The 21,443-nt window shown below is 69.8% G+C and carries 19 protein-coding genes and 1 riboswitch; of the genes, 3 read left to right on the top strand and 16 right to left on the bottom strand.

The features are described from left to right. Positions 1-121: 121 nt before the first annotated feature. The 4 genes from ACFY3V_RS31435 to ACFY3V_RS31420 all read right to left on the bottom strand — a co-directional run bounded on the left by ACFY3V_RS31435 (position 122) and on the right by ACFY3V_RS31420 (position 3,957). Complete coding sequence (locus tag ACFY3V_RS31435) at positions 122-889, bottom strand: class I SAM-dependent methyltransferase (RefSeq protein WP_389778515.1); 768 nt, start codon at positions 887-889, stop codon at positions 122-124. A 133-nt stretch (positions 890-1,022) separates the two neighbouring features. Then, positions 1,023-1,766 (bottom strand): ABC transporter ATP-binding protein, encoded by a 744-nt coding sequence (locus ACFY3V_RS31430; RefSeq protein ID WP_389778513.1) that lies wholly within the window; start codon positions 1,764-1,766, stop codon positions 1,023-1,025. Further along, entirely contained in the window at positions 1,763-2,812 is a 1,050-nt protein-coding gene (locus ACFY3V_RS31425) for a FecCD family ABC transporter permease (protein WP_389778511.1), read from the bottom strand. Before ACFY3V_RS31425 ends, ACFY3V_RS31430 begins: the two co-directional genes overlap by 4 nt. 56 nt (positions 2,813-2,868) lie before the next feature. Beyond that, positions 2,869-3,957, bottom strand: coding sequence for an ABC transporter substrate-binding protein (locus ACFY3V_RS31420; protein WP_389778509.1), 1,089 nt, complete (start codon positions 3,955-3,957; stop codon positions 2,869-2,871). 220 nt (positions 3,958-4,177) lie between these two features. Here ACFY3V_RS31420 and ACFY3V_RS31415 point away from each other — a divergent pair, with 220 nt between their 5' ends. Together ACFY3V_RS31415 and ACFY3V_RS31410 are read left to right on the top strand one after the other, a co-directional pair. After that, positions 4,178-4,780: a superoxide dismutase gene (locus ACFY3V_RS31415; protein ID WP_362906127.1), complete on the top strand. Its 603-nt coding sequence runs from the start codon at positions 4,178-4,180 to the stop codon at positions 4,778-4,780. A 256-nt stretch (positions 4,781-5,036) separates the two neighbouring features. After that, positions 5,037-5,834, top strand: a complete 798-nt coding sequence (locus ACFY3V_RS31410; RefSeq protein ID WP_389778506.1) for a hemerythrin domain-containing protein — start codon at positions 5,037-5,039, stop codon at positions 5,832-5,834. 96 nt (positions 5,835-5,930) lie between these two features. Here ACFY3V_RS31410 and metE read toward each other — a convergent pair whose 3' ends face one another. From metE to ACFY3V_RS31395, 3 genes are all read right to left on the bottom strand, one after another. Next, positions 5,931-8,165 carry a 5-methyltetrahydropteroyltriglutamate--homocysteine S-methyltransferase gene (gene metE, locus ACFY3V_RS31405; protein WP_389778504.1) on the bottom strand — a complete coding sequence of 745 codons (2,235 nt, stop codon included), beginning with the start codon at positions 8,163-8,165 and terminating at the stop codon, positions 5,931-5,933. Between the two features lie 119 nt (positions 8,166-8,284). Next, positions 8,285-8,498, bottom strand: a riboswitch (cobalamin riboswitch). A 49-nt stretch (positions 8,499-8,547) separates the two neighbouring features. Continuing rightward, the gene (locus ACFY3V_RS31400) at positions 8,548-9,342 is read right to left on the bottom strand and encodes a hypothetical protein (RefSeq protein ID WP_389778502.1); all 795 of its coding nucleotides are present in this window, start codon (positions 9,340-9,342) and stop codon (positions 8,548-8,550) included. A gap of 296 nt (positions 9,343-9,638) precedes the next feature. Beyond that, positions 9,639-10,595, bottom strand: a complete 957-nt coding sequence (locus ACFY3V_RS31395) for a ketopantoate reductase family protein (protein ID WP_389778500.1) — start codon at positions 10,593-10,595, stop codon at positions 9,639-9,641. A gap of 92 nt (positions 10,596-10,687) precedes the next feature. On the opposite strand from ACFY3V_RS31395, the gene ACFY3V_RS31390 reads away from it, so the two are divergent. After that, positions 10,688-11,308: a TetR/AcrR family transcriptional regulator gene (locus tag ACFY3V_RS31390; RefSeq protein ID WP_389778498.1), complete on the top strand. Its 621-nt coding sequence runs from the start codon at positions 10,688-10,690 to the stop codon at positions 11,306-11,308. Between the two features lie 50 nt (positions 11,309-11,358). Here the strand turns inward: ACFY3V_RS31390 and ACFY3V_RS31385 are convergent, their stop codons facing one another. From ACFY3V_RS31385 to ACFY3V_RS31345, 9 genes are all read right to left on the bottom strand, one after another. Continuing rightward, positions 11,359-12,570, bottom strand: a complete 1,212-nt coding sequence (locus ACFY3V_RS31385; RefSeq protein WP_389778496.1) for an MFS transporter — start codon at positions 12,568-12,570, stop codon at positions 11,359-11,361. Further along, the gene (locus tag ACFY3V_RS31380; protein WP_389778494.1) at positions 12,567-13,358 is read right to left on the bottom strand and encodes an ABC transporter ATP-binding protein; all 792 of its coding nucleotides are present in this window, start codon (positions 13,356-13,358) and stop codon (positions 12,567-12,569) included. Before ACFY3V_RS31380 ends, ACFY3V_RS31385 begins: the two co-directional genes overlap by 4 nt. Further along, complete coding sequence (locus ACFY3V_RS31375; RefSeq protein ID WP_389778492.1) at positions 13,352-15,337, bottom strand: dipeptide/oligopeptide/nickel ABC transporter permease/ATP-binding protein; 1,986 nt, start codon at positions 15,335-15,337, stop codon at positions 13,352-13,354. The genes ACFY3V_RS31380 and ACFY3V_RS31375 overlap by 7 nt, the downstream gene beginning before the upstream one ends. Continuing rightward, on the bottom strand, positions 15,334-16,386 hold the full coding sequence (locus ACFY3V_RS31370; RefSeq protein ID WP_389778490.1) for an ABC transporter permease: 1,053 nt from the start codon (positions 16,384-16,386) through the stop codon (positions 15,334-15,336). Before ACFY3V_RS31370 ends, ACFY3V_RS31375 begins: the two co-directional genes overlap by 4 nt. Further along, complete coding sequence (locus tag ACFY3V_RS31365; RefSeq protein ID WP_389778488.1) at positions 16,383-17,942, bottom strand: ABC transporter substrate-binding protein; 1,560 nt, start codon at positions 17,940-17,942, stop codon at positions 16,383-16,385. The genes ACFY3V_RS31370 and ACFY3V_RS31365 overlap by 4 nt, the downstream gene beginning before the upstream one ends. A 349-nt stretch (positions 17,943-18,291) precedes the next feature. Beyond that, the gene (locus ACFY3V_RS31360; RefSeq protein ID WP_362904558.1) at positions 18,292-18,972 is read right to left on the bottom strand and encodes a class II aldolase/adducin family protein; all 681 of its coding nucleotides are present in this window, start codon (positions 18,970-18,972) and stop codon (positions 18,292-18,294) included. After that, positions 18,969-19,847: an alpha/beta fold hydrolase gene (locus ACFY3V_RS31355; RefSeq protein WP_389778486.1), complete on the bottom strand. Its 879-nt coding sequence runs from the start codon at positions 19,845-19,847 to the stop codon at positions 18,969-18,971. The genes ACFY3V_RS31360 and ACFY3V_RS31355 overlap by 4 nt, the downstream gene beginning before the upstream one ends. Next, complete coding sequence (locus ACFY3V_RS31350) at positions 19,844-20,698, bottom strand: alpha/beta hydrolase (RefSeq protein ID WP_362904554.1); 855 nt, start codon at positions 20,696-20,698, stop codon at positions 19,844-19,846. Before ACFY3V_RS31350 ends, ACFY3V_RS31355 begins: the two co-directional genes overlap by 4 nt. After that, positions 20,695-21,441 carry a dienelactone hydrolase family protein gene (locus tag ACFY3V_RS31345; RefSeq protein ID WP_362904552.1) on the bottom strand — a complete coding sequence of 249 codons (747 nt, stop codon included), beginning with the start codon at positions 21,439-21,441 and terminating at the stop codon, positions 20,695-20,697. Before ACFY3V_RS31345 ends, ACFY3V_RS31350 begins: the two co-directional genes overlap by 4 nt. Positions 21,442-21,443 lie beyond the last annotated feature (2 nt).

Genomic DNA, 21,443 nt, shown 5'->3' with positions numbered 1-21,443 from the left:
GTTGGGGTGAAGAACCCATTCAGCACCCACGTCGAGGTCAGGCGCTTGAACTGCGGGGGAGGCGGTCCGTTCGATCGACGTCACCGGCGAGCCCTTTCCAGCCGATCACCTCAGACTCCGGCTACGGATCGTAGCGGCGGCGTGCGAGGTGAACGGTGACGTCGGCGGTGATCTGGAGCGTCTCCGGCAGAACCCTCCTGATCTGGTGAAACACCTGCTCGCGCTCCGCTTCCGGCAGGACGAGATAGGCCGAGACGGTCGAGAGATGGCCGATGTAATCGTCGGCGGTCAACGTGAAGCGGCGTTCGATCACGGCTTGCCGGACATCGGTGAACCACTCAGACCGTCGAAGCTCGGTGCCCGGCCACTGCATCTCCGCCTCCGGAGGTGTCCCATCCGGGGACGGGACATCATCTCTCGCCAGGAACGGTGCTCGTGCCGCGCGGACGGTGCGCGCCACAGCCGGGTCGGCCGGCTCGATCGGCCCGCCGAACGAGGCGACCACCCCGCCCGGCTCCACCAGCGAAGCCATCCGTGACCACCGATCCTCCGGGCTCGTCCAATGCAATGCCGCGGCCGCGTAGACCAGGTCGTACCTCTCCCCCGGCAGCAGATCCTCGAACGCGGCTCGCACGGTCCTGACATGTGCCGGCACGTGCTTGCGCAGCTCGGTGAGCATGGCCTCATCGGGCTCGGTCGCGGTCACCGCGACTCCTCGCTCGGCGAACAGGCGGGTCGCCTTGCCCGTGCCGGCACCGATTTCGAGGGCGGTCCTCAACGGCCGGGCGGCGTACGCCGCTACCGTGTCGAAAAGCTCCTCGGGATATCCCGGGCGGAACCGTTCGTAGGCTTGCGCCATCATTCCGAAGCTCAGCGCGCGATCGGACACGCTGAGCACGATAGTCCCCCGACGGCGCTCAAGCGATGTTGCTGGAGAGTCCCACGTAGATGGCCGTGCTGGACGGCGGCAAGGACCCGCGGCGCCACCCGGATGAACGGCGACAGGGGCGGCGGTCAGGGAATCACCGCTCCTCCTTGAGCCGCTCGAAGACGAGCTGGGTTCGGTGTACGGCGCGCACGCCGTACACCTGACAGATCAGGTCCGGGGTGAGAACCTGCTCGGGCGGCCCGCCGGCCACGATGCGGCCGGCGTTCATCACGTAGAGGCGGCCACAGAACGCGGCGGCCTGGTTGAGGTCGTGCAGCACGGCGAGGGTGGCGATGCCCAGCTCGCGCACCAGATGCAGGATCTCCAGCTGGTGGCGGATGTCGAGGTGGGAGGTGGGCTCGTCCAGCAACAGCAGGCGGGTCTGCTGGGCCAGGGCGCGGGCGAGCAGGACGCGTTGTTTCTCCCCACCGGACAGGGTGGCGAAGATCCGCTCGGTGGCGCCGGCCAGGCCGACGCGCTCCAGCGCCCGCGCGCACAGCTCCTCGTCGCCGGCGGCGTCGGCCCTGTAGGGGGTGCGGCCCATGAAGACGATCTCGGCCACCGTGAAGTCGAGGTCGGACGGGGTCTCCTGGGCGACCACGGCGGTGCGACGGGCGGCCTGGCGGGCGGGCAGCCGGTGCACGTCGTCACCGTCGACGGTGATGAGCCCGGCGGCGGGGCGCAGCGCCCGGTAGATCGAACGCAGCAGGGTGGACTTGCCGCAACCGTTCGGCCCGACCAGGCCGACGAACTCGCCGTCGTCCACCACCAGGTCGGCCTCGTGCACGATCGGGTGGCCGTCCAGTGTGACGGACACACCGCGCAGATCGAGTTTCACGTGACGCTCACCGCCCGGTCCACGGAGCGGCGGCGCAGCAGCCACAGGAAGAACGGCACGCCGAACAGGGCGGTGACGATACTGAGCGCCAGTTCCTGCGGCGCGTTGACGGTGCGCGCGGCGATGTCCACGAACTGCAGGAACACCGCTCCGAGCAGGGCACTGACGGGCAACACACGGCGGTGGTCGGCGCCCACCAGCAGCCGGGCGGCGTGCGGCACGATCAGGCCGACGAACGCGATCGCGCCGCTGGTGGCCACCAGCACACCGACCAGCAGCGAGGTCAGCACGAACAGAATCAGGCGGAAGCGGTGCACGTTCACGCCGAGCGAGACGGCCGTCTCCTCTCCGGCGGCGAGCGCGTTCAGCGGACGGTGCTGCAGCAGCAGGTACGTCACCCCGGCGGCGAGGACGACGGCCGGCAGCGGCAGCATGTGCCAGCGGGCGCCGCCGAGGCTCCCCATCAGCCAGAACAGCACCTGCTGTGCGGCCCGGCCGCTCTGAGCCAGCTGCAGGACGAAGCTGTAGGCGGCCTGGAACAGGTAGGCCAGCGCCACCCCGGCCAGCACGAGCCGGGACGGGGACAGGCGGCCGGACCGCTGCGCCAGCGTGTACACCAGGGCGAGCGAGAGCAGGGATCCGGCGAAGGCCGCAGCCGACAGTGACAGCCCGCCCAGCGCCGAGGCGCCCAGGATCAGCACGAGCACCGCGCCGAACGAGGCGCCGGAGGAGATACCGAGCAGGAACGGGTCGGCCAGCGGGTTGCGTACCAGGGCCTGCAGCACCGCGCCGACCACAGAGAGCCCGGCCCCGACCAGGAGTGCCAGCAGCGCGCGTGGCAGCCGGAACTCCCACACGATCTGCTCCTGCACCGGGGTCCAGGTGCGCGCTCCCCCATCGGTCAGGACGCCGGGCAGGAGACGGTCGGCGACGATGCCCCAGGCTTGGGGCAGCGCGACGTGCACCGCGCCGATGCTCACCGCCAGCCAGGTCGAGACGACGACGGCGACGGCGAGCACGGCGATGAGCAGGAGAAACCCGCTCACGCGGCGCCTCTTCGGCACGATCCCGGTCTGTGCCGGGCTCTGCCGGGTCGCGCCGGTCACCGGGTGAAGGCGTCAGGGTGCAGGAAACGGGCGATGTCGGCGATGGCCAGGATGTTGCGATAACCGGGGTGCTGGGCCGCCACCGGAAGCGCGAGGTAGCGCTGCTCCTTGGCGGCGGGACTGTTCTTGGCGATGGCGAAGGCCTCGGCGGCCTTGGCCGGCGAGCTCGGCATGTCCTCGCCGCGCAGGGTGGAGTAGTCGCTGATCAGGACGGCCTCGGGCTGGGCGGCGCTGACCTTCTCCGCGCTGACCTCGGTGTAGTCGCCCTTGACGTCGGCCAGCACGTTCGTCCCGCCGGCGGCGGTGATCATCTGGTGGGTGATGCCCGAGCCGCCGTAGGCGTTGACCGGCCCCTTGCCGCCGTCGGTGGCCAGCACCTTGACCGGGCTGCGGTCGGCGACGCGCTTCGTGACATCGGCGAGCCTGCCCTGAAGTTCGCCGATCAGCGCGTCGGCGCGGTCGGGGACACCGAAGATCGCGCCGAGATTGCGCAGGTCGGTGTAGGTGTCGTCGATGGTGAACTCGAGCACCTCCTCGGGGCTGCACCAGCCGCCCAGGATGTACACCGGAGAGCCGGCCGCGTCCAGCTCCTCCACGGTGGCGTAACCACCGGCGGCGTCGAAGCCGGCCATCGCGTTGTCCAGGACGAAGTCCGCGCCCTGGGAGAGCATGACCTCTTTTTGCGGCAGCATGATCGTGCCGGAGATCTCCGGGATCTTGGCGTACTGCTCCTGCTGCCCCGGCAGGAACGGGCTCTCGGAAAAGTTCGTGCGCCCGGCGACCTGATCGCCCAGACCGAGCGCGAACAGAGTCTCCAGAGAGGGGTGGTAGCCGGTCACCACCTTGGCGGGCGGCTTGTCGAACGTGAGCTCGCGCCCGCAGTTCTCCACCGTGACCGGGAAACCGGCCTGCGGCGCCGCCGCCTGTTCGGCCTTCTGGCCGGTCCCCTGAGTGGCGGGAGCCGGTGAGCAGGCGGTCAGCGTCAGAGCGACTGCCAGGACGAGCAGTCTTCTCATGATCGGGGTACCGCCTTCGGTGGCGCGTCGCCGCCAGATGGTCGGGGTGATGCGGGGCGGGCGGCTCATGTGGTGAGTCTCCGGAGGTTCGAGATCAAACGATCGTTGTGCATCAAAGCACCATATTCTGCACATAAGTTGCAATTGCCAGCAAGCCGCATCAAGTCGGCGATGGCCGGAGGGGGCCTCCCGTGCGAGGTGGAGCACACGGCACATGCCGTAAGTAGTTGCATAGTTATTGTTGTTGCGAACTAATTGCGATAAGGTCTGGCGCAGCAAGGAGATCACTGTGGGCCGATACACCCTTCCGGACATGCCCTACGACTACGCGGCGCTGGAGCCCGCGATCACCGGGGAGATCCTGGAGTTGCACCACGCCAAGCACCACGCCGCCTACGTCAAGGGCGCGAACGACACCCTGGAGAGGCTGGCCGAGGCGCGCGACAAGAGCGAGTTCGGCGGCCTGGTCGGGCTGGAGAAGACCTTCGCCTTCAACCTGTCCGGGCACGTGCTGCACTCGATCTTCTGGCAGAACCTCTCCCCCGACGGCGGCGACCGTCCCGACGGAGCGCTCGGCGAGGCGATCACCGAGCACTTCGGCTCCTTCGAGGCCTTCCAGAAGCAGCTCACCACCGCCACCGCCACCGTGCAGGGATCGGGCTGGGGCATCCTGGCCTGGGAACCGCTGAGCCGACGCCTGGTGGTGGAGCAGGTGTACGACCACCACGGCAACGTCGGTGTGAACACCACCCCGCTGCTGGTCTTCGACGCCTGGGAGCACGCCTACTACCTGCAGTACCGCAACGTGCGCCCCGACTACGTCGAGCAGCTGTGGTCGCTGATCAACTGGAACGACGTCATCGCCCGCTTCGACGCGGCCAAGGGCGCCTGACCCCATGACCGCGGCGCCCGACCGTCCGTCCTTCCTTGGTGAATGGTCCAACCGGACGGCCGGGCGCCGCCCCCTGCACATCCAGATAGTCGCCTCCCACGTCATCACCCGGTTTCCTGGGAGCGTCATGGGGGCCACGAGAACACCGAGACGATGCGCCCCTGGCAGATCGTCCCCTGATTGGGACCTTGATCAGGCATTACCCGATTCGTCGTATCGGATCGTCTGAACCCGGGCATGCCCGTGATGCGCGGGCATGCGGCAGATGAACTGGGGGCTCGGGATGCGGCCGGTGGGACGGGACGACCAAACGTGCGCCGACAGGCCACCTGTGCACCGGCGCGAGTTGCTCGGCCTGCCGCTCGTGGTGGTCTGCGGATCGGCGCTGACGGCTTGCGGGACGCATACCACCAACGTCTCCTACGCCACCTCGCCGACGCCTTCCACCCCGGCCGGGCAGATCGAACCCGTTACCCCACCTGAGGATCTGATGCGCGAGCACGGTGTGCTCAAGCGCATCCTGCTCATCTACCGGGACGGGATCCGGCGCATCGACAGCGGCCAGGTCGTACCGGCCCAGGCGCTGCACGCATCGGCGGGCCTCATCCGCTCCTTCATCGAGGAGTACCACGAGCGCCTGGAAGAGAAGTACGTCTTCCCGCCGCTGGTCAAGGCCGGCAAGCTCACCGGCACCGTCACGGTGCTGCTCCAGCAACATCGGCGCGGACGCGCGGTGACCGGCCGCATCCTGAACGCCACCGGCACGACCGGCGTCGCGACGCCGTCCGCCCAGGCCCGCCGCGCCCTGGTCGCCGACATGGCCGTCTTCATCCGCATGTACGAACCGCACGAGGCGCGCGAGGACACCGTCGTCTTCCCCGCCCTGCGCGAAGTCGTCTCCGCCAAGCAGTTCGCCGAGTTGGGCGAGATCTTCGAAGACGAGGAACACCGCCGTTTCGGTACGGCCGGCTTCGCAGGTGTCGTCAACCAGGTGGCCGACATCGAGAAGAGCCTCGGCATCTACGACCTGGCCCAGTTCACTCCCCGGGGGTGAGCTGTCGATGACTTGAACGCGATCATGCGGTGTGTGGCCAGGAAGCTTCCTGAACGCCGGCCCGAAGCAGGGCTTCGGGCCGGGAAGCGGCACTGATCAGAGATCCGCTCGGACAGTTCGGGCGGCGGCGACCATGTTGGCCAGGGCGGCTCGCGTCTCGGGGTAGCCGCGGGTCTTCAGCCCGCAGTCGGGGTTGACCCACAAACGGTCGGCCGGGACGGCCTGGAGGACGTTGCGCAGGTTGTCCTCGATCTCCTCGGTGGTCGGGACACGCGGCGAATGGATGTCGTAGACGCCGGGGCCGATGCCGTTGGCGTAGCCGACCTCGGTCAGGTAGGGCAACAGTTCCATGTGGGAGCGGGCGGCCTCGACGCTGGTGACGTCGGCGTCCAGGTCGGCGATCGGGCTGATGATCTCGCCGAACTCCGAGTAACACATGTGGGTGTGGATCTGGGTGGAGTCGGCGGCGCCGGAGGTGGCCAGCCGGAACGCCCCGATCGCCCAGGCCAGATAGACATCCTGGTCGTCCTTGCGGAGCGGCAGGAGCTCGCGCAGCGCCGGTTCGTCCACCTGGACGATCCCGATCCCGGTGGCCTCCAGATCCGTGATCTCGTCGCGTAGCGCGAGGGCGACCTGGCGGGCGGTCTGCGCCAAGGGCTGGTCGTCGCGGACGAACGACCAGGCCAGCATCGTCACCGGCCCGGTGAGCATGCCCTTGACCGGCTTGGACGTGAGCGACTGGGCGTAGGAGGCCCACTCCACCGTCATCGGCTCGGGGCGGGAGACGTCGCCGTGCAGGATCGGCGGGCGCACACAGCGGGAACCGTACGACTGGACCCAGCCGTGGTCGGTGGCGGCGTAGCCGTCGAGTCGCTCGGCGAAGTACTGGACCATGTCGTTGCGCTCGGGCTCGCCGTGGACGAGCACATCCAGGCCGAGCTCCTCCTGAAGCATGATCACGCGGGCGATCTCGGCGCGCATCGCCTCGACGTAGGCGTTCTCGTCGATCCGTCCCGCCTTGCGGTCCGCGCGGGCCTTGCGGATCTCCGCGGTCTGCGGGAACGAGCCGATCGTCGTCGTGGCCAGCTCGGGCAATCCCAGTTTGGCCCGCTGCGCCGCGAACCGGACCGCCCGATCGGCTCGCCGCGCGTCACCAAGAGCCTCCAACCGGGCCCGGACGTCGGGATCGGCCAGCACGACGGGGGGTTTCACGGCCGACGGGTTCTCGGAACGTAGATCGGCGGCGAGACCGACCAACTCGGCGACCTTCTGCCGGGCGAACGCCAACCGCGCCCGGACCGCCGGGTCCAGCGCCGTCTCACTGTCGAGGTCGACCGGAACGTGCAGCAGTGAACAGGAACTGCTCAGCTCCACCGTGTCGGCGAACCCGAGCAGCACCGCGTACGTCGACTTCACCCGCGCGGGGTCGGTGCGCCACACGTTCCTGCCGTCGACCACGCCGGCGACCAAGGTCTTGCGGGCCAGCCCGCCGACCGAGGCTACCGCCTCCAGGTTGCCGGGGCCGGCGACGAGGTCGAGCCCGATCGCCTCGACCTCGGTGGAGGCGACCATCCGTAGCGCCTGCGCGCCGACGGCGCCGAAGTACGTGGCGAGCAGGATCTTCGGACGGCTGGGCAGGCCGCCAAGCCGCCGGTAGGCCCGCCCGAGCGCTTCGATCTCCCGGGCCCCGAGGTCGCGGGCCAGGACAGGCTCGTCGAACTGCACCCATTGCGCGCCCGCGCCCGCCAGCCGTTCCAGCAACTCGGCGTAGGTCTCCACCAGGGAGTCCAGCAGGTCGAGCGGGGTGAATCCCTCAGGTGAGTTCGGCGCGGCCTTGGCCAGCAGAAGATAGGTGAGCGGGCCGACGAGCACGGGCCGCGTCTCGATGCCGAGCTTCCTGGCCTCTAGATACTCGGCCACGGGCTTGGCAGCCGAGCCTCCGACCAGCTGGAACCGGGTGTCCAGCGCCAACTCTGGGACGATGTAGTGGTAGTTGGTGTCAAACCACTTGGTCATCTCCAGGGGCGGAAGCTCGGCGGTGCCTCGCGCCATCGCGAAGTACCGGTCGAGCCCGGTGAGGTTCCGATAGCGCGCGGGCACGGCGTCGATCATGACCGTGGTGTCGAGCACCTGGTCGTAGAACGAGAACGTGTTCGACGGGATCGCATCAAGGCCCGCGTCACGCAGTTCGGTCCAGACCGAGCCGCGCAGCGACGCGGCGGTCGCCTCCAGCTCGTCGGCGCCGATCGTGCCGGCCCAGAAATCCTCGGTGGCGAATTTGAGCTCCCGATGCGCGCCGATGCGCGGGTAGCCCAAAACGGTCGTCCTCATGGCAACTTCCCTCGTCTCGCCAGTATGCGGCCAGGCAGGAGAAGAGAAACGCAACGCGGAGCAGGCCCCCGGCGAGCGCGTCCCAGGCCCTCCCACGAGGCCGCGGACCACCGCGCGCCGAGCGGCACGCGGGCGGAGGCAGGTCTTCGGACTCGCGGGCACCATGCCTGAGGCATGACCTACTGGCCGTCGCTTCCCAGGCACGCGCCCAGTGCTTGTGACGGCGGTCGTTCCTGCTTACCGCTGCGGGGCAGTCCCGGATTCACACCGGGTTCCCTCTTACGACGCTCGCCCCCCGAAGGAGACGGGCGAACCATCCACACCCGAGAGCTTAACGGCCCGGCCACCGTTCGGGCCCAGTCGTGTGCGCGTCGGTGGCTCACTACGGGCGAACGGCGACCGATTCGGCGGAGAGCGTGACCTCGATGGTGATGTGCGGATTGTCCACTTGCGGGAGCTGAAGCCCACGCTTGAACTCCTCCGCATCGTCCGGCATCACCTTCGGCTGAACTGTGACCTTGACGTGGCCGGTCTCGTCATCTGGGTGCGTCGTCATCGTGGCCACCTCAGGACGGGATTGGAGCCAGGAGACGACCGTGTCCTGGGCCCGCCGGAGCTCCGCGGCCGAGAATCCCTTGCCACCGATCAGGGTGACCTCCACGGGGAGGGTCCTGGCCAGCTCGATCGCGCGAGTCGGGATGGGCCCCTTGAAGCCGACGCGCAGCCCTCGCTGGTCGTCGACGTACCTGACGCCGGAGATCTCGTCGGGAAACTCCGTATTAAGTTTGTCGATCACCTGACTGTTGGACGACTGCGAACCGAAGCGGTCGATGGCCTCCTCGTAGGAGATGCCCTCCGATCTGGCGATGGTCCCAAGGTCGACCAACTCGGCGTAGGGAATGCCGTCGATCGTCACGCCCGGGTCGGTCACCGCGGGGTCGTAACCCTCGAAGTCCGTCGGCTTGGGCGACGAGGTAGCAGCCATCCGGGTCGCGTACCGCTTGACGACCTCCTCCAAAGGCCGACCCGACGACGCCGCCTCTCGCTTGAGCCGCTCCAGGGTGGGCCGATGCGCTTTGGGCTGATCGGCCCGCGGCAACACGATCGTCTCGCTTCCGGCCACAGTGAGTGCCGGACCGGCACCGGACTGGCCGCAGGCGCACAACGACGCAAGCATCGCAATGGTCAAAAGCAATTTCTTCACACCTAAGGGACGCTCCGCCGCCCTGAAGGGTTCATCCAGGCGCTCCCGGTACGGCGAAGTCCGTTCGTCAAATAACTTGGGTCTCCTGGCGCACTCCGGAAGGCACGGTCCGGCGCCGTTACGCGGGCGGAGGACGGTTGTGACCGGGCTCTCGCCGTTGCGGAGCCGGCGTGGTGCCGATGCCGGCCCGTGTCCTGGTCGCCCCGGTTGCCTGCCGAAGTGAAGCGCGGCCGGTTGCCCGTACTCCGTTGTTATGGGTGGCCGTTCACTCAGTCCGTCATCTCGCGGGCGAAGTGTGGTTCCGCCGCTTCCAGTCGCGGTACCGAGATGCCCAACCGTCGTGCTTCGGCCAGGGTGTCCCGGCAGACCTCACGCGGCTCCTCGGCGTCGGGGTCGGAGTGCGCCGCGAAATTCACGCGCGCGAGCGCGACATGAGCGGTCAGCCAGGCGAGCACGGGGGCCGTCAGCCAGGTGGGCGCACGCAACGACAGCACACCGCGGTGACGTCGCAGGTCGACACCGCGCGCCTGGAGGAGCGGCAGAAGCTCGCGGATGGCCAGCAGCGCCTCGCGCAGGTCGTCCGTCGCCCCTATCAGCTTGGACAACGAGCCCAGTCTCAGGCTTTGGGAGTGCAGGCCCGCGTCGAACACGAAATGGATCCACAACCAGCCGCGGAAATCGGATTGTTCCCTGAGCCGGAGTCCGGCCTCGCGAAACGCCTGGCGTACGGCCCGCTCCCGGTCGGTCGGGGGTGGGCCGAGGGTGCCGAAGACGACCGACGGCAGCAACGTCCCGCGGAGGACGCCGTCCTCGCCGAAGCCGCCGCCGGAGCCGGGAAAGCCCCAGGCGACCTGCTCGGAGGGGAGGTCGCCGATCGCGGTCAGCGGCTCGGTCCAGACGTTGCCGAAGACCAGCACCGTGGCCCGGCCGACGCGCGGGGTCAGGAAGGCCGCCGCCTCGGCGAGGCGGTGGTGCGACACGCTGAGCACGATCAGGTCGAAGTCGTGGTCGGGCTCCAGCGTCTCGCGCAAGCGCACCGGCCACCTCTCGACGACGCGCTCGCCCCACGGCCGCCGTCGTGCGTCGAGCAGGTCGAGGTCTATCGCGTCTCCGTACGTCGCCGCGCGGCCGGGCCGGACGTAGAACTCGACGTCATGGCCGGCCCGTTCCAGGGCCCAGCCGTAGATGGTGGCGATCACGCCTCGGCCGAACATGAGGATCTTCACGCTGCACCTCGTGGGATACAATCAAATTGGAGGCAATCTCCACTTCTTCGAAGATATGGAGATCACCTCCACTTGTCAACGCGAGGGAACGCATGACCACCGCCAAACCACTGCGCGCCGACGCCCGGCGCAACCGCGAGGCCCTGATCGCCAAGGCCCGGGAGATCTTCGACACCGGCGACTTCTTCGACCTGCGCTTCGATGACTTCGCCCAGCTGGCCGGGGTGGGCACCGGCACGCTGTACCGCCACTTCCCCACCCGGGAGGCACTGGCCGAGGCGGTCTACCACGGAGAAGTCGCCGCGCTGTGCGACCGCGCCCGCCGGCTGCAGGCCACACTGCCCGCGGCGGAAGCATTGGCGACCTTCCTACGTGACGTGGTCGGCTACCTGGACACCCACCAGGGCCTCGCCCGGACGCTGGCCACGCTCATGGCCACCCGTTCGGGCGTACTCGCCGAGGGCAGCAGGGCGCTGGAGCAGGCCGTCACCGACCTGGTGACCGCCGCCGTGAAGACCGGCGCCGTCCGCGACGACGTGGATGCCGGCGCCGTCATGATGGCGCTGCACGGCATCGGCGCGGCCCATGACCGCCCCGATTGGCGGGCCGAGGCCGACGGTGTCATCACCCTCCTGCTGGACGGGCTGCGCCGGTCGTACTCAGGCGACGGTCCGCGGGAGCGTGAACAGGAGAGCGCCGACGAGTTGAAGTGAGGCCACCCCGCGATCGGCCGTCAGGTGCCGGCCCACGTCCGCCGGGTTCGTCATGAAGGCTCGGACACGGGGCGCCCGAGCCGACGGCACGCGACTAGCACGATCACCGGCAGGAGCAGGCACTGGGCGGCGATGGCCGACCAGAATCCGGGAAGATACCCCGCGCTCTCGAACAGCTGGTAGAGGCTCCCGCCGACGAGGCCACTCAAGGACGCGCCGACCCCTTCGGCCAGCCGCTGGTGACCGAAGACGACCGCCGGTGACCGCTTCGTACGGCTGAGCATCTCAAGGACGTTCTTGAGGAAAAGCACCGAGTTGCCCACGCCGATGACGAGGATCCCGGCGGCGACCGTTATCGCGTTCCCGCCGGTGAACGCGATCATGCCGACGGCGAGGCAGCAGAAACCGACCGCCATCGCGTGGGTGTAGCGCATCCGCTCGACCCGTCGCGTGAGGAGCGGTTGCAGTACGGCCAGCACCAGCGAGTAGCCCATCATCGCCGCGCCGTAGAACACGGTGGGCAGCCTGCCCTCGGCGTAGGACGACAGGAACTGGTAGAAGTGCATGTACAGATAGAGGGTCATGGCGGTCACGACGAACGGCAGGATCGCGAGGCCGGCCAGTGCCCGGCGCAGTGGCTCGATCACCTCGCCCTCTTCCCGCCGCTCTCGCGGCAGGAGCGCGTGCCCGATCGCCATCGCCGCGTGCAGCACCGTGGCGACGACGAACATCCCGCCCGGGTCGTGAATGAACAGCGCCCCCACCACCGGCCCGACCGCGATGCCGACGTTGCCCGTGGCATAGCTCGCGGACATCAGCCGCGGCCGGTCGCCGGGACTCGCACCGTGCACGGTGTAACCCCGGACGCTGGGTGAGTAGAGCCCGGTGGCCGCCGATCGCAGGAACAGCGCGGCGACCGTCACCGCCGGCCAGGTGCCGCCGGCGAGGAACCCCAGCGACGCGACGGTCTGCAGGACCATCGCGATCACCAGGCTCCTTTGGAGTCCGATCCGTTCGGCGAGGGCCGCGCCGGGCACCCCTCCGGCGAACTGCACGAATGTCGCCACCCCGAGGATGAGGCCCACCTGATCCATGCCAAGGGCCATCCGGTCGCGGAGCAGGACCGCCAGGTAGGGGTACACGGAGAAGCTGATGAGATTGACGAGGAACCCGCTCCCGAACAGGGCGAGCTGCGTGCCGGTGAACGAGCGGACGCCGGATCGCGCGGGAGAGCCCGACGCCTCCCGGTCGGTGGGTGTCATACCGATCGCGCCTTGGTCTCGATGTCCATGGTGGGAGTGGCCGCGAGCAGGGTGCGGGTGTAGGGGTGGCGCGGGCGGGTGGTGACGTCCCCGGTCGGCCCCTGCTCGACGATCCGGCCATGCCGCATGACGGCGACGCGGTCCGCGAGCTGGGAGATGACGGCGAGGTCGTGGGTGATGAACAGGCAGCCGAACTCGAGCCGGTCGCGCAGATCGCACAACAGGTTGAGCACCGTCGCCTGGACCGACACGTCGAGCGCGGTGACCGGCTCGTCGCAGATCAGCAGGCGCGGCTCCAGAGCCAGTGCCCGGGCGATCGCCACGCGCTGCTGCTGCCCTCCCGACAGCTGCCCGGGTCGGCGATCGCCGACCTGAGGGTCGAGCCCGACGAGGTCCATCAGCTCGCCCACCCGCGTGGACCGGGACCGGGTGTCGCCGATCCGGTGGATGTGCAGCGGCTCGGCGAGGGCCTGGCGTACCGTCTGCCGCGGGCTGAGCGTGAGGTAGGGGTCCTGGAAGACCATCTGGACCTGTCGTCGATGTGCCCGCAGGGCCCGGCCACGGAGCGCGTGCACGTCCGCCCCGGCGACGCGTACCACTCCCGCGCTGGGCCGGTGCAGCCCGGTCACGACCCGCGCCAGCGTCGTCTTGCCGCAGCCCGACTCGCCGACCAGTCCGACGATCTCACCCGCCGCCACGCGCAGCGTGACGTCCTCGATCACCGCCGTGACGTCCCGGCCGTGGCCCCGGCCACCGTAGCCCGCGCTCACCCCGACGATCTCTAACACGGGCCGGTGCTCCTCTCCCCCGCCTCCGCGGGGCGGCTGGGGTGGCGCAGGCAGGCCGACCGGTGTGCGTCGACGCGAGGCGGCGCGTCCAGGACCGGGGCCTCCAGGGCCGGTGGTTCGGACACGCAGGCCACCGCCACGAGCGGGCAGCGGGACGCGAACCCACACCCCTCGGTCTCATCCGGGCCGATACCCGCCCGGCCTGGCATGGTGCGAAACCGGGTGCCCGGTGCGGCCCCGGGCCGTGGTACGGCGTCCAGCAGGCCACGCGTGTAGGGGTGGTCGGGATCGGTGATCACCGTGGCGAGCGGGCCCGACTCCACGATCCGGCCGCCGTACACGACGGCCACGCTGTCGGCCAGGCGCGACACGACCGCCAGGTCGTGGCTGACGACGACCATGGCCATGCCCAGCTCGTCACGCAGACGCGCCAGCAGCGCGAGCAACTGCGCCTGCACGGTCACGTCGAGGGCCGAGGTGGGTTCGTCGGCGACGAGCAACTCCGGCTCGCCCGCGAGGGCGATGGCGATCTGCGCCCGCTGGCGCATCCCGCCGGACAGCTGGTGGGGAAACTCGCGGGCGACCTTCGCCGGGTCCGGCAGACCGGCCAGGCGCAACAGTTCCTCGGTGACCCGGCGGGTCACGGCGCGGCGGCCGCCCCGGCCGGTGTTGCGGACCGCCTCGTCGACGTGCGCGCCGATCGTCCGCAACGGGTTGAGTACGGAGGCGCTGTCCTGGAAGACGACGCCCACCCGATGCCCGTTGATCCGGCGCCGCTCGCCCGGGGAGAGGTCCACCAGCTGACGGGCGCCGGCACCGGTGCCCAGCACCGCCGATCCGGTGACCGCCGCGTTCGGGTCCAACAGGCCGAAGGGGGCGAGCGCGGCCGTGGTCTTGCCGCTTCCGCTCTCGCCGACGAGAGCGAGGATCCGCCCGCGCCGCACCTCGTAGGACATCCCGGCGACGACGCGACGGCGCCCGCCGCCGTCCGGGTAGGAGACGGACAGGTCCCGCACGCGCAGTACCGCGTCGTGCTCGGAGGAATCCCGCGCCACCTCCGGCGGGGTGGACGCCACGGGTTCCTTCGTGGTCGCGGCCGCGTGGGCGGGCCGTGGGGCCCGCGCCGGGCGACTCCATCGTGGACGGACCAGGCGCAGGATCGACGGCCGTTCCTCACCGGCCGCCAGTCGCTCACCGAGCAGGTTGGCGGCGAACACCACGGCCGTGATGGCGATGCCGGGCGGGTACGCCAGCCACCACGCCGAGTCCAGGAACGGCCGCCCTTCGATGAGCATCTGGCCCCACTCGGCGTGCGGCGGGGCGACCCCCAGGCCGAGGAAGCTCAGGGTGGCGACACTGAGGACGATCATGCCGATGTCCGTGCTGGCGTAGACCAGGCAGGGTGCGAGCGCCGGGGGCAGCAGGTGCTTACCGATGATGCGCCCGCGTCCCGCGCCCAGCAGGCGCAGGGCGTCCAGATGAGGGCTGCTTCGCATGCCGGCGACGCGGGCACGCGCGATCCGGGCGTACGGTGCCCACGACCACAGCGAGAGCGCGAGGACGAGGTTCTCCACCCCGGGTCCTCGTACGCCGATCACCGCGAGCGCCACCAGCATCCCGGGCAGCGAGACGACCACGTCGATCACCCGGGAGACGAACCGGTCGACCCATCCGCCCAGGTAACCGGCGAGGGCGCCGATCGCGGTGCCGGCCGTCAGCGCGATCGCCAGCACGGTCGCGGTGACCGTGAGGGAGATCCGCGCACCGTAGAGCATCCGGCTGAGCTGGTCACGGCCGATCTGGTCGGTGCCGAGCGGGTGTTCCGGCGACGGCGGCAGCAGCCCCGCGGTCAGGTCGCCCACGGTGGGATCGGCCGGGGCGATGACCGGCGCCAGCACCCCGACGACCGCGAAGAGGATCAAGGGCGTCGCGACCAGTGCCGTACGCGTCCACGCCCTGCCGCCCCGCCGGCCGGTCACGTCGTCCCCCGTCGCGACCGGGCGGTGAACCCGCCGACCCGCTCCCGGAGCGGCCTGCCCCGCCCGGAAGGGCTCTTTCCCGAGGGGATCCGGTCTCGCCGGGAGCGGGGGTCGATGAGCCCCTGCAGGACATCGGCGCAGCGGTTGGCCAGGATGAAGCCACCTCCCATGACGAGCGTGCCGGCCTGCAGCGCCGGAACGTCCCTGGCCCCGGCCGCGTGCACGAAGTAGGCCCCGATACCTGGCCAGCCGAAGATCTGCTCCACCACGACGGCACCCACCAGCAGACTCCCGATGCCGAATCCGGCGACCGACAGGATCGGCCCGGCGGCGTTGGGCAGGCCGTCGCGCAGCACGATCGACAGCGGTCCGCTCCCCCTGGCCTGCGCCGCGCGCACGTACGGCCGGTCCAGGGCCTCGCGCAGCGTGACGGCCACCACCCGGCTGAGCACACCGGCGACCGGCAGCCCGAGCACCGCCATCGGCATCACCCACGTCGAGAAACCCGCCATCCCCGACGTCGGAACCACGCGCAGACGCAGGGCCAGGACCAACACCAGCAGGTAGCTCAGCCAGAACGCCGGCACCGAGGTGATGAGCAGCGCCGCGATTCGCAGGGTTCCGCGCAACAGGCCACGCCGGAGCACCGCCCCTGCGACGCCGACGCTCACCCCGATCACGAGGGCGACCACGGTGGAGCCGGCTACCAGCCCCAGCGTGACGCCCAGCCGGTCGGCGACCTCGGGACCGACCGGCGTGTTCGTCCGCAACGACAATCCGAAGTCGCCGGTGCACACGTCGGCGAGCCACCTCAGGTAGCGCACCGCCGCGGGATCGTCGAGGCCGAGCTCGACGCGGACGGCCTCGATCTGCTCGGGCGTGGCCGGCCGACCGGCCCGGGTCGCCGCGAGCATCGCCGCGGCGTCACCACGGGCGAGCAGGACCAGCGCGAAGACGCCGAGCGACATCGCGAGCAGCACGCCGAAGACGTCGACGGCCCACCGCAGGAGGTAACCGCCCGCGGTGACGAGCCGTCCGCGTGACCTCATTCGACGGTGACTCCGGTGAGTTCCAGATCGACGTCTGTGGGGGGCATCGTGAAGCCTTTCACCGCGGCGCGGGCGGCCCACATCCGTGGGCGGTAGGCCAGCGGCACGAAACCGGCGTCGGCGGCGACCGCGTCGTAGAGCTCCTGGTAGGCCGCGCTGCGGGCGGCGGGGTCGCGGGCGAACAGCGCCTTGTCGACCGCCTTTTCGGTGGCCGGGGTCGCCCAGAGGGGGGCGCGCGCTCCGGAGGTGAACAGGGACACGATCGAACTGGAGGGGTCGTACGGCGCGCCGAGCCCTTCGAAGAAGGTCAGGTCGTAGGTGCCCTCCGCCCGCTCGTCGTAGTACGCGGCGGCGTCGACCGGGGAGATCTCGACGGTGATCCCGACCGTCTTGAGGGAGCCGGCGATCGCCTCGGCCATCGTGCGGGGGTCGAGTTGGCCCGCGGCCGGTTTGGCCGGGACGAGCAGTTTGAGGGAGAGCTTCTTGCCGTTCTTGACCCGGCTGTCGCCCTCGAGCGCGTATCCGGCGGCGTCCAGCGTGGCGCGGGCGCCGGCCTGGTCGAAGTACGGCGGCAGGTCGGTGCCCGAGTCGGGCACGTCCGGCGGGAACACCCGCCGTGCCGGCTCGCCATAGCCCTGGAACAGCGCGCCGACCAGGGAGGTGGTGTCGATGGCCTGACGCACCGCCTCGCGGACGGCCCGGTCGCCGGCCGGGCCGTCGGGGTTGAACCCGAGCATGATCGAGACGTCCGACGCGCCGGTGAGCAGGGTGACGTCGCCGCGCTCGCTCAGCGATTTGGCCTCCAGCGGTGTGATCGGGGCCAGGTAGGAGCCGCCGATGAGGTCGATCTCGCCGTTGGCGAGCGCGTCGACGCGCGCCTGGGAATCGGGGATGACCTTGAACTCCAGCCGCTCCAGCTGTGGCTTGGTCCCCCAGTGGTCGTCGTTGCGTGCCAGTGTCGCGCCGGTGGCGGAGTTCGACACCAGCTTCCACGGCCCGGTGCCGACGGGGGTGGTGAACTCGCCGCCGGTGGCGGACTTCGGGCTGAGCAGCCGCACCGGCCGCACGATCGACATCTCCTGCAGCAGCGGCTCGTACGGTTCCGACAGCGTCAGCCGGACGGTGTCGGAGTCGGGGGTGTCAACGGCGGAGATGACCTGAGAGGCCCGGAAGAAGGTGAACTTCTTGTTGCCCACCCACCGGTCGAAGTTCCACTTGACGGCGGCGGAGTCGAGCGGGGTCCCGTCGGTGAAGCGGACGCCGTCACGCAGGTCGAAGGTGACCTGCCGACCGTCCTCGGCGACGGTCCACGACTCCGCGAGCCCCGGTGCCGGCTTGCCGCCCTCGGTGTAGGCGACAAGCGGCTCGTAGATCGCGTCGAGGAGCAGGAAGTTACCGGTGAAGGCGTGGGGGTCCAGGGCGCCGGACTCTTCGCTCAGGCCGATGCGCAGCACAGGGGTGGGGGCTTTCTCGTCGACCTCGGAGGGGGCGGAAGCACACGCACCGACCAGCATGATCGAGGCGACGAGGATGGTGAAGAGGCGCGATCTTGACACGAACACTCCGGGCAAGTGATAACCATCGACAAGAGGGCGATCGATCGCCCACCCTCAGGTAGTCGGTGGCATCGCGTGCCTGGTTCCCAGCGATATCGAGGAATTTGCCGCACATTACGACACGACGCTGGGCCGGTGAGGGGCCACCGTGATTTCGGACGTTGACCCCTGCCCCGGCGGTGCCGGTGGTGGTCTTGGTGGTGAGGAGATCGTCCTTGTCCCACCCGTAGACGATCTTCGACAACTCGGTGCCGGGGCTGGTGGTTCTTCGGCGGTGATGATCTCACCGCCCTGCTTCACAGCAAAAGGACCCATATATCTGTTTCTTGCAGAGAAAGACAGAGAGTGGTCAGGCCGAGATCCGGACCAGATGGGCCCAGGCGTCGGCAAGTTGGCGAGGCCCATAACAGCGCTCGCGTTTGGCCAGCGCCTCTGCCTCGCCGGACCAGGTGTAGGCGGCGCCGGTGGCCGCCGCCGCCAGCTGCATCCGGCACGCCTTCTCCAGGAAGACGGCCATCATGACCGCGGTCGGCACGTCGGGGCCCACGGTCACGAAGCCGTGCTGCTGCAGGAGGATCGCATTGCGGCCGCCGAGCGCTTCGGCCAGCTGCTTGCCCAGCTCCGCGGTGTGGATGAGGTCGCCGGTGGCGGTGAATCTGGCGACGTCCGGCGGCCAGAACAAGGTTCCCTCGTGTCCTAGGGGCAGCAACGCGAGACCTGTCGCGGCGAAGGTGACGACCGACTCCGCGTGGCTGTGCACGATCGCGCCGACGTCGGGGCGCGCGGCCATGATCTCGGCGTGGATGGGGTATTCCAGATGCACCCGGCCCTGGCCGCTCAGCAGGCGTCCGCCCCGATCGATGTGGACGACCCGGTCAGGGGTGATCTCCTGATATCCGTAGCCGGCCTCCTTCAGCCACAGGCCCCGCCCCTCGGGGTCACGCAGCGACAGGTGACCCCAGACAAGGTCGGAGTGTCCGTGTGCGGCGAGGACTCGGCAGCCGGTGGCGACTTCCTCGGTGGGGTTCACGCGTCCTGCTCGGCCAGGAAGTCGCCGACGATCCGGTTGAACTGCTCGGGCTGCTCGAACATGGGCCAGTGACCGGCGTCGGTGATGAGGTCATAGCTGCCGTTGGGCAGGATCTCGCTGGCCCGCCGTCCGACCTCGGCGGGAGTGGTCGGGTTGTGGTCCGTCCACAGGACCAGCGTCGGGTGCGTGATCTGGGACAGGTCGGACTCGGTGAGCATGTGTTTCCTGTTCTCCTCGCCAGGCTGTTCGGACACGAGCTTGGCCTGGGCCTTCTCGGCCCCCGGCAGGGTGTAGTAGCGGTAGCGGCACTCGACGAGCTCGTCGGTGACGGTGGCCGGGTCGTGCATGAGCCATTCCAGGCGCGCGCGGACGCTCTCCCTGGTAGGAGCCGCAGCGGCCTTGGCAGTGACGGCCTTGACCTGCGCGTGAACGCGTTCGCTCTCGTCCTTGTCGCCCTCCCCGTTCAACAGCAGGCCCGCACCGGTGACGGACACGATTCGGCCCACCCGGTCGGGATGCTTCAACGCGGTCTGCAGAGCGGTCCAGCCGCCGAGGGATTGACCGACGAGGTGCGCCCGGTCGGCGCCGATCGCGTCGAGGAAGCGGAGCAGGTGCTCGGTGAACAGGGGGGCGTGGTAGGTGACGTCCGTCGGGCGGGCGCTGAGACCATGCCCGATGGCGTCGATGGCGTACACGCGCAGGCCCCGGGCGGCGAGTGGCAGGACGTTGCGTACGAACGCTTCGGCATGGCCGGTCAGGCCGCCCATCATGACGACGGGCTCGCCCTCACCGGCCTCGATCGAGCGGGTGCGCCAGCCGCCGGCATCGCGAAAACGGATCTCGGCGCCGAGTGTCTCGGTCCAGAAGGTGTTCATAGACTGGTCTCCTTGCGGGTGAAAAAGCGGATGAGAGCGTCCCCGACGTGGATGGGTTGCTCGTATTGGGGCCATTGCCTGGCGTCGGCAATCGTGATGAGGCGTGCGTCGGGGATGGCGGTCGCGGCGGCCTGGACGACTGTGAGCGGGGTGTGGCCGTCGGCACCACGGATCAGCAGGGTGGGCACGGTGAGCCCGGCCAGGACTTCGGGGGTCAGCAGCAGGTCACGGTTGTCGGCGGCGCGCACCAGGCGGTGAACCTGACGTGCCTCGGCGGGCCCGTACAGCCGGGTGCGCACGGCGACCAGTTCGGGATCCACCTGCTCGGGGTCGCTGAGCAGGCCGGCCAGGCGCGCGCGTACGGCCTCGTGGGTGGGAGCGTCGTAGGCCTGGCCGCCGCGTTCGTAGGCTGCGCGTACCCGGTCGTCGGCGAGCCGCTCTTCTTCGGACTGCAATCCGGCGGGTTCGATCAGCGCCAGGCGGCGAACCCGTGCGGGTGAGCGCAGGGCGAGCAGGGTCGCCACCCATCCGCCCAGGGACTGGCCGACCAGGGCGACCTGGCCGAGTCCGAGAGCGTCGAGCACGGCGGTGGCGTGAGCGGTCAGCCGCTCCACCCCGTAGTCGCCGGGGACACGTTCGGTGAGGCCGTGCCCGAGCAGGTCGACGGCGACGGCCTCATAGCCGGCGCCGGCGAGCACCGGCAGCGTGCGCGCGAAGGTCTCGGTGTGCCCGCCGCGCCCGTGGAGCAGTACGACAGGGTCTCCCGAGCCCAGCGAGATGACCCTGGTGGGAACACCGTCCGCGGTGATGCGCCGGACCTCGGCGCCCAGCAGGTCGGTCCACAGTGTCACAGGTAAGCCTTCAGGAAGGCCATGGTGCCGTCCCAGGTCTTCTTCGCGGCCTCGGGATGGTGGTTGGGGTGCGTGTCGTCGTGGTAGGCGTGTCCCGCACCCTCGTACACGTGCACCTCGATGTGCTCGCCGCTGAGCTTGAGCGCCTCTTCGAGCCTGGCGACCTGGTCGAGCGGGATGACCTCGTCCGCACCGCCGAAGTGGGCCTGGATCGGGCAACGCACCTGGTCGGCGATCTCGATGCGGGATCGGGTGGTGCCGGTGGGGCTGTAGGAAGGCGGCAGTTCAGGCAGTCCATAGAGCGGAACGGCACAGGCCAGGCGGTCTGTCATGGTCGCCCAGGCGAGGACGAGACCGCCGCCGAGGCAGAAGCCGACGGCGGCCGTTCTGGCTGTGTCCACGTCGCCGCGACCAGCCAGGTAGTCGAGGCCCGCCGCCAGGTCGGGGATGGCCTGCTCGTCGCGGGCGGCCAGGAACGCCTTGGCGCGCCGTTCGTCCGCGGTGGTGTAGTCCTGCGGTGGACGGCCGCCGATGCGGCTGTAGAGGTCGACGGTGAGGCAGGCGTAATCGGCTGCGGCGAACAGTTCGGTCACTGCTTGGCGGTGTGAAGTGACGCCGAGATTCTCATGCGCCATGATCACGGTCGGCGGGCGCTCGATATGGGCCGGCCGCGCCAGGTAGCCGCGGATCTCGTCGTCCCCGCTGGGAAATGTCACCCATTCGGCATGGACCTTGGGGGCCATGA

It is taken from the genome of Streptosporangium sp. NPDC000095 (assembly GCF_042899335.1).
Taxonomy (GTDB): domain Bacteria; phylum Actinomycetota; class Actinomycetes; order Streptosporangiales; family Streptosporangiaceae; genus Streptosporangium.
This window is presented reverse-complemented; position numbering and strand designations above follow the sequence as displayed.

Bases quoted from the DNA above. Each gene is read 5' to 3' on its own strand.
- ACFY3V_RS31370 (WP_389778490.1), bottom strand. From the start codon at position 16,386: ATGAGGTCACGCGGACGGCTCGTCACCGCGGGCGGTTACCTCCTGCGG.
- ACFY3V_RS31355 (WP_389778486.1), bottom strand. From the start codon at position 19,847: ATGAACACCTTCTGGACCGAGACACTCGGCGCCGAGATCCGTTTTCGC.
- ACFY3V_RS31420 (WP_389778509.1), bottom strand. From the start codon at position 3,957: ATGAGCCGCCCGCCCCGCATCACCCCGACCATCTGGCGGCGACGCGCC.
- ACFY3V_RS31400 (WP_389778502.1), bottom strand. From the start codon at position 9,342: ATGCTTGCGTCGTTGTGCGCCTGCGGCCAGTCCGGTGCCGGTCCGGCA.
- ACFY3V_RS31385 (WP_389778496.1), bottom strand. From the start codon at position 12,570: ATGACACCCACCGACCGGGAGGCGTCGGGCTCTCCCGCGCGATCCGGC.
- ACFY3V_RS31390 (WP_389778498.1), top strand. From the start codon at position 10,688: ATGACCACCGCCAAACCACTGCGCGCCGACGCCCGGCGCAACCGCGAG.
- ACFY3V_RS31345 (WP_362904552.1), bottom strand. From the start codon at position 21,441: ATGGCCCCCAAGGTCCATGCCGAATGGGTGACATTTCCCAGCGGGGAC.
- metE (WP_389778504.1), bottom strand. From the start codon at position 8,165: ATGAGGACGACCGTTTTGGGCTACCCGCGCATCGGCGCGCATCGGGAG.
- ACFY3V_RS31410 (WP_389778506.1), top strand. From the start codon at position 5,037: ATGCGGCAGATGAACTGGGGGCTCGGGATGCGGCCGGTGGGACGGGAC.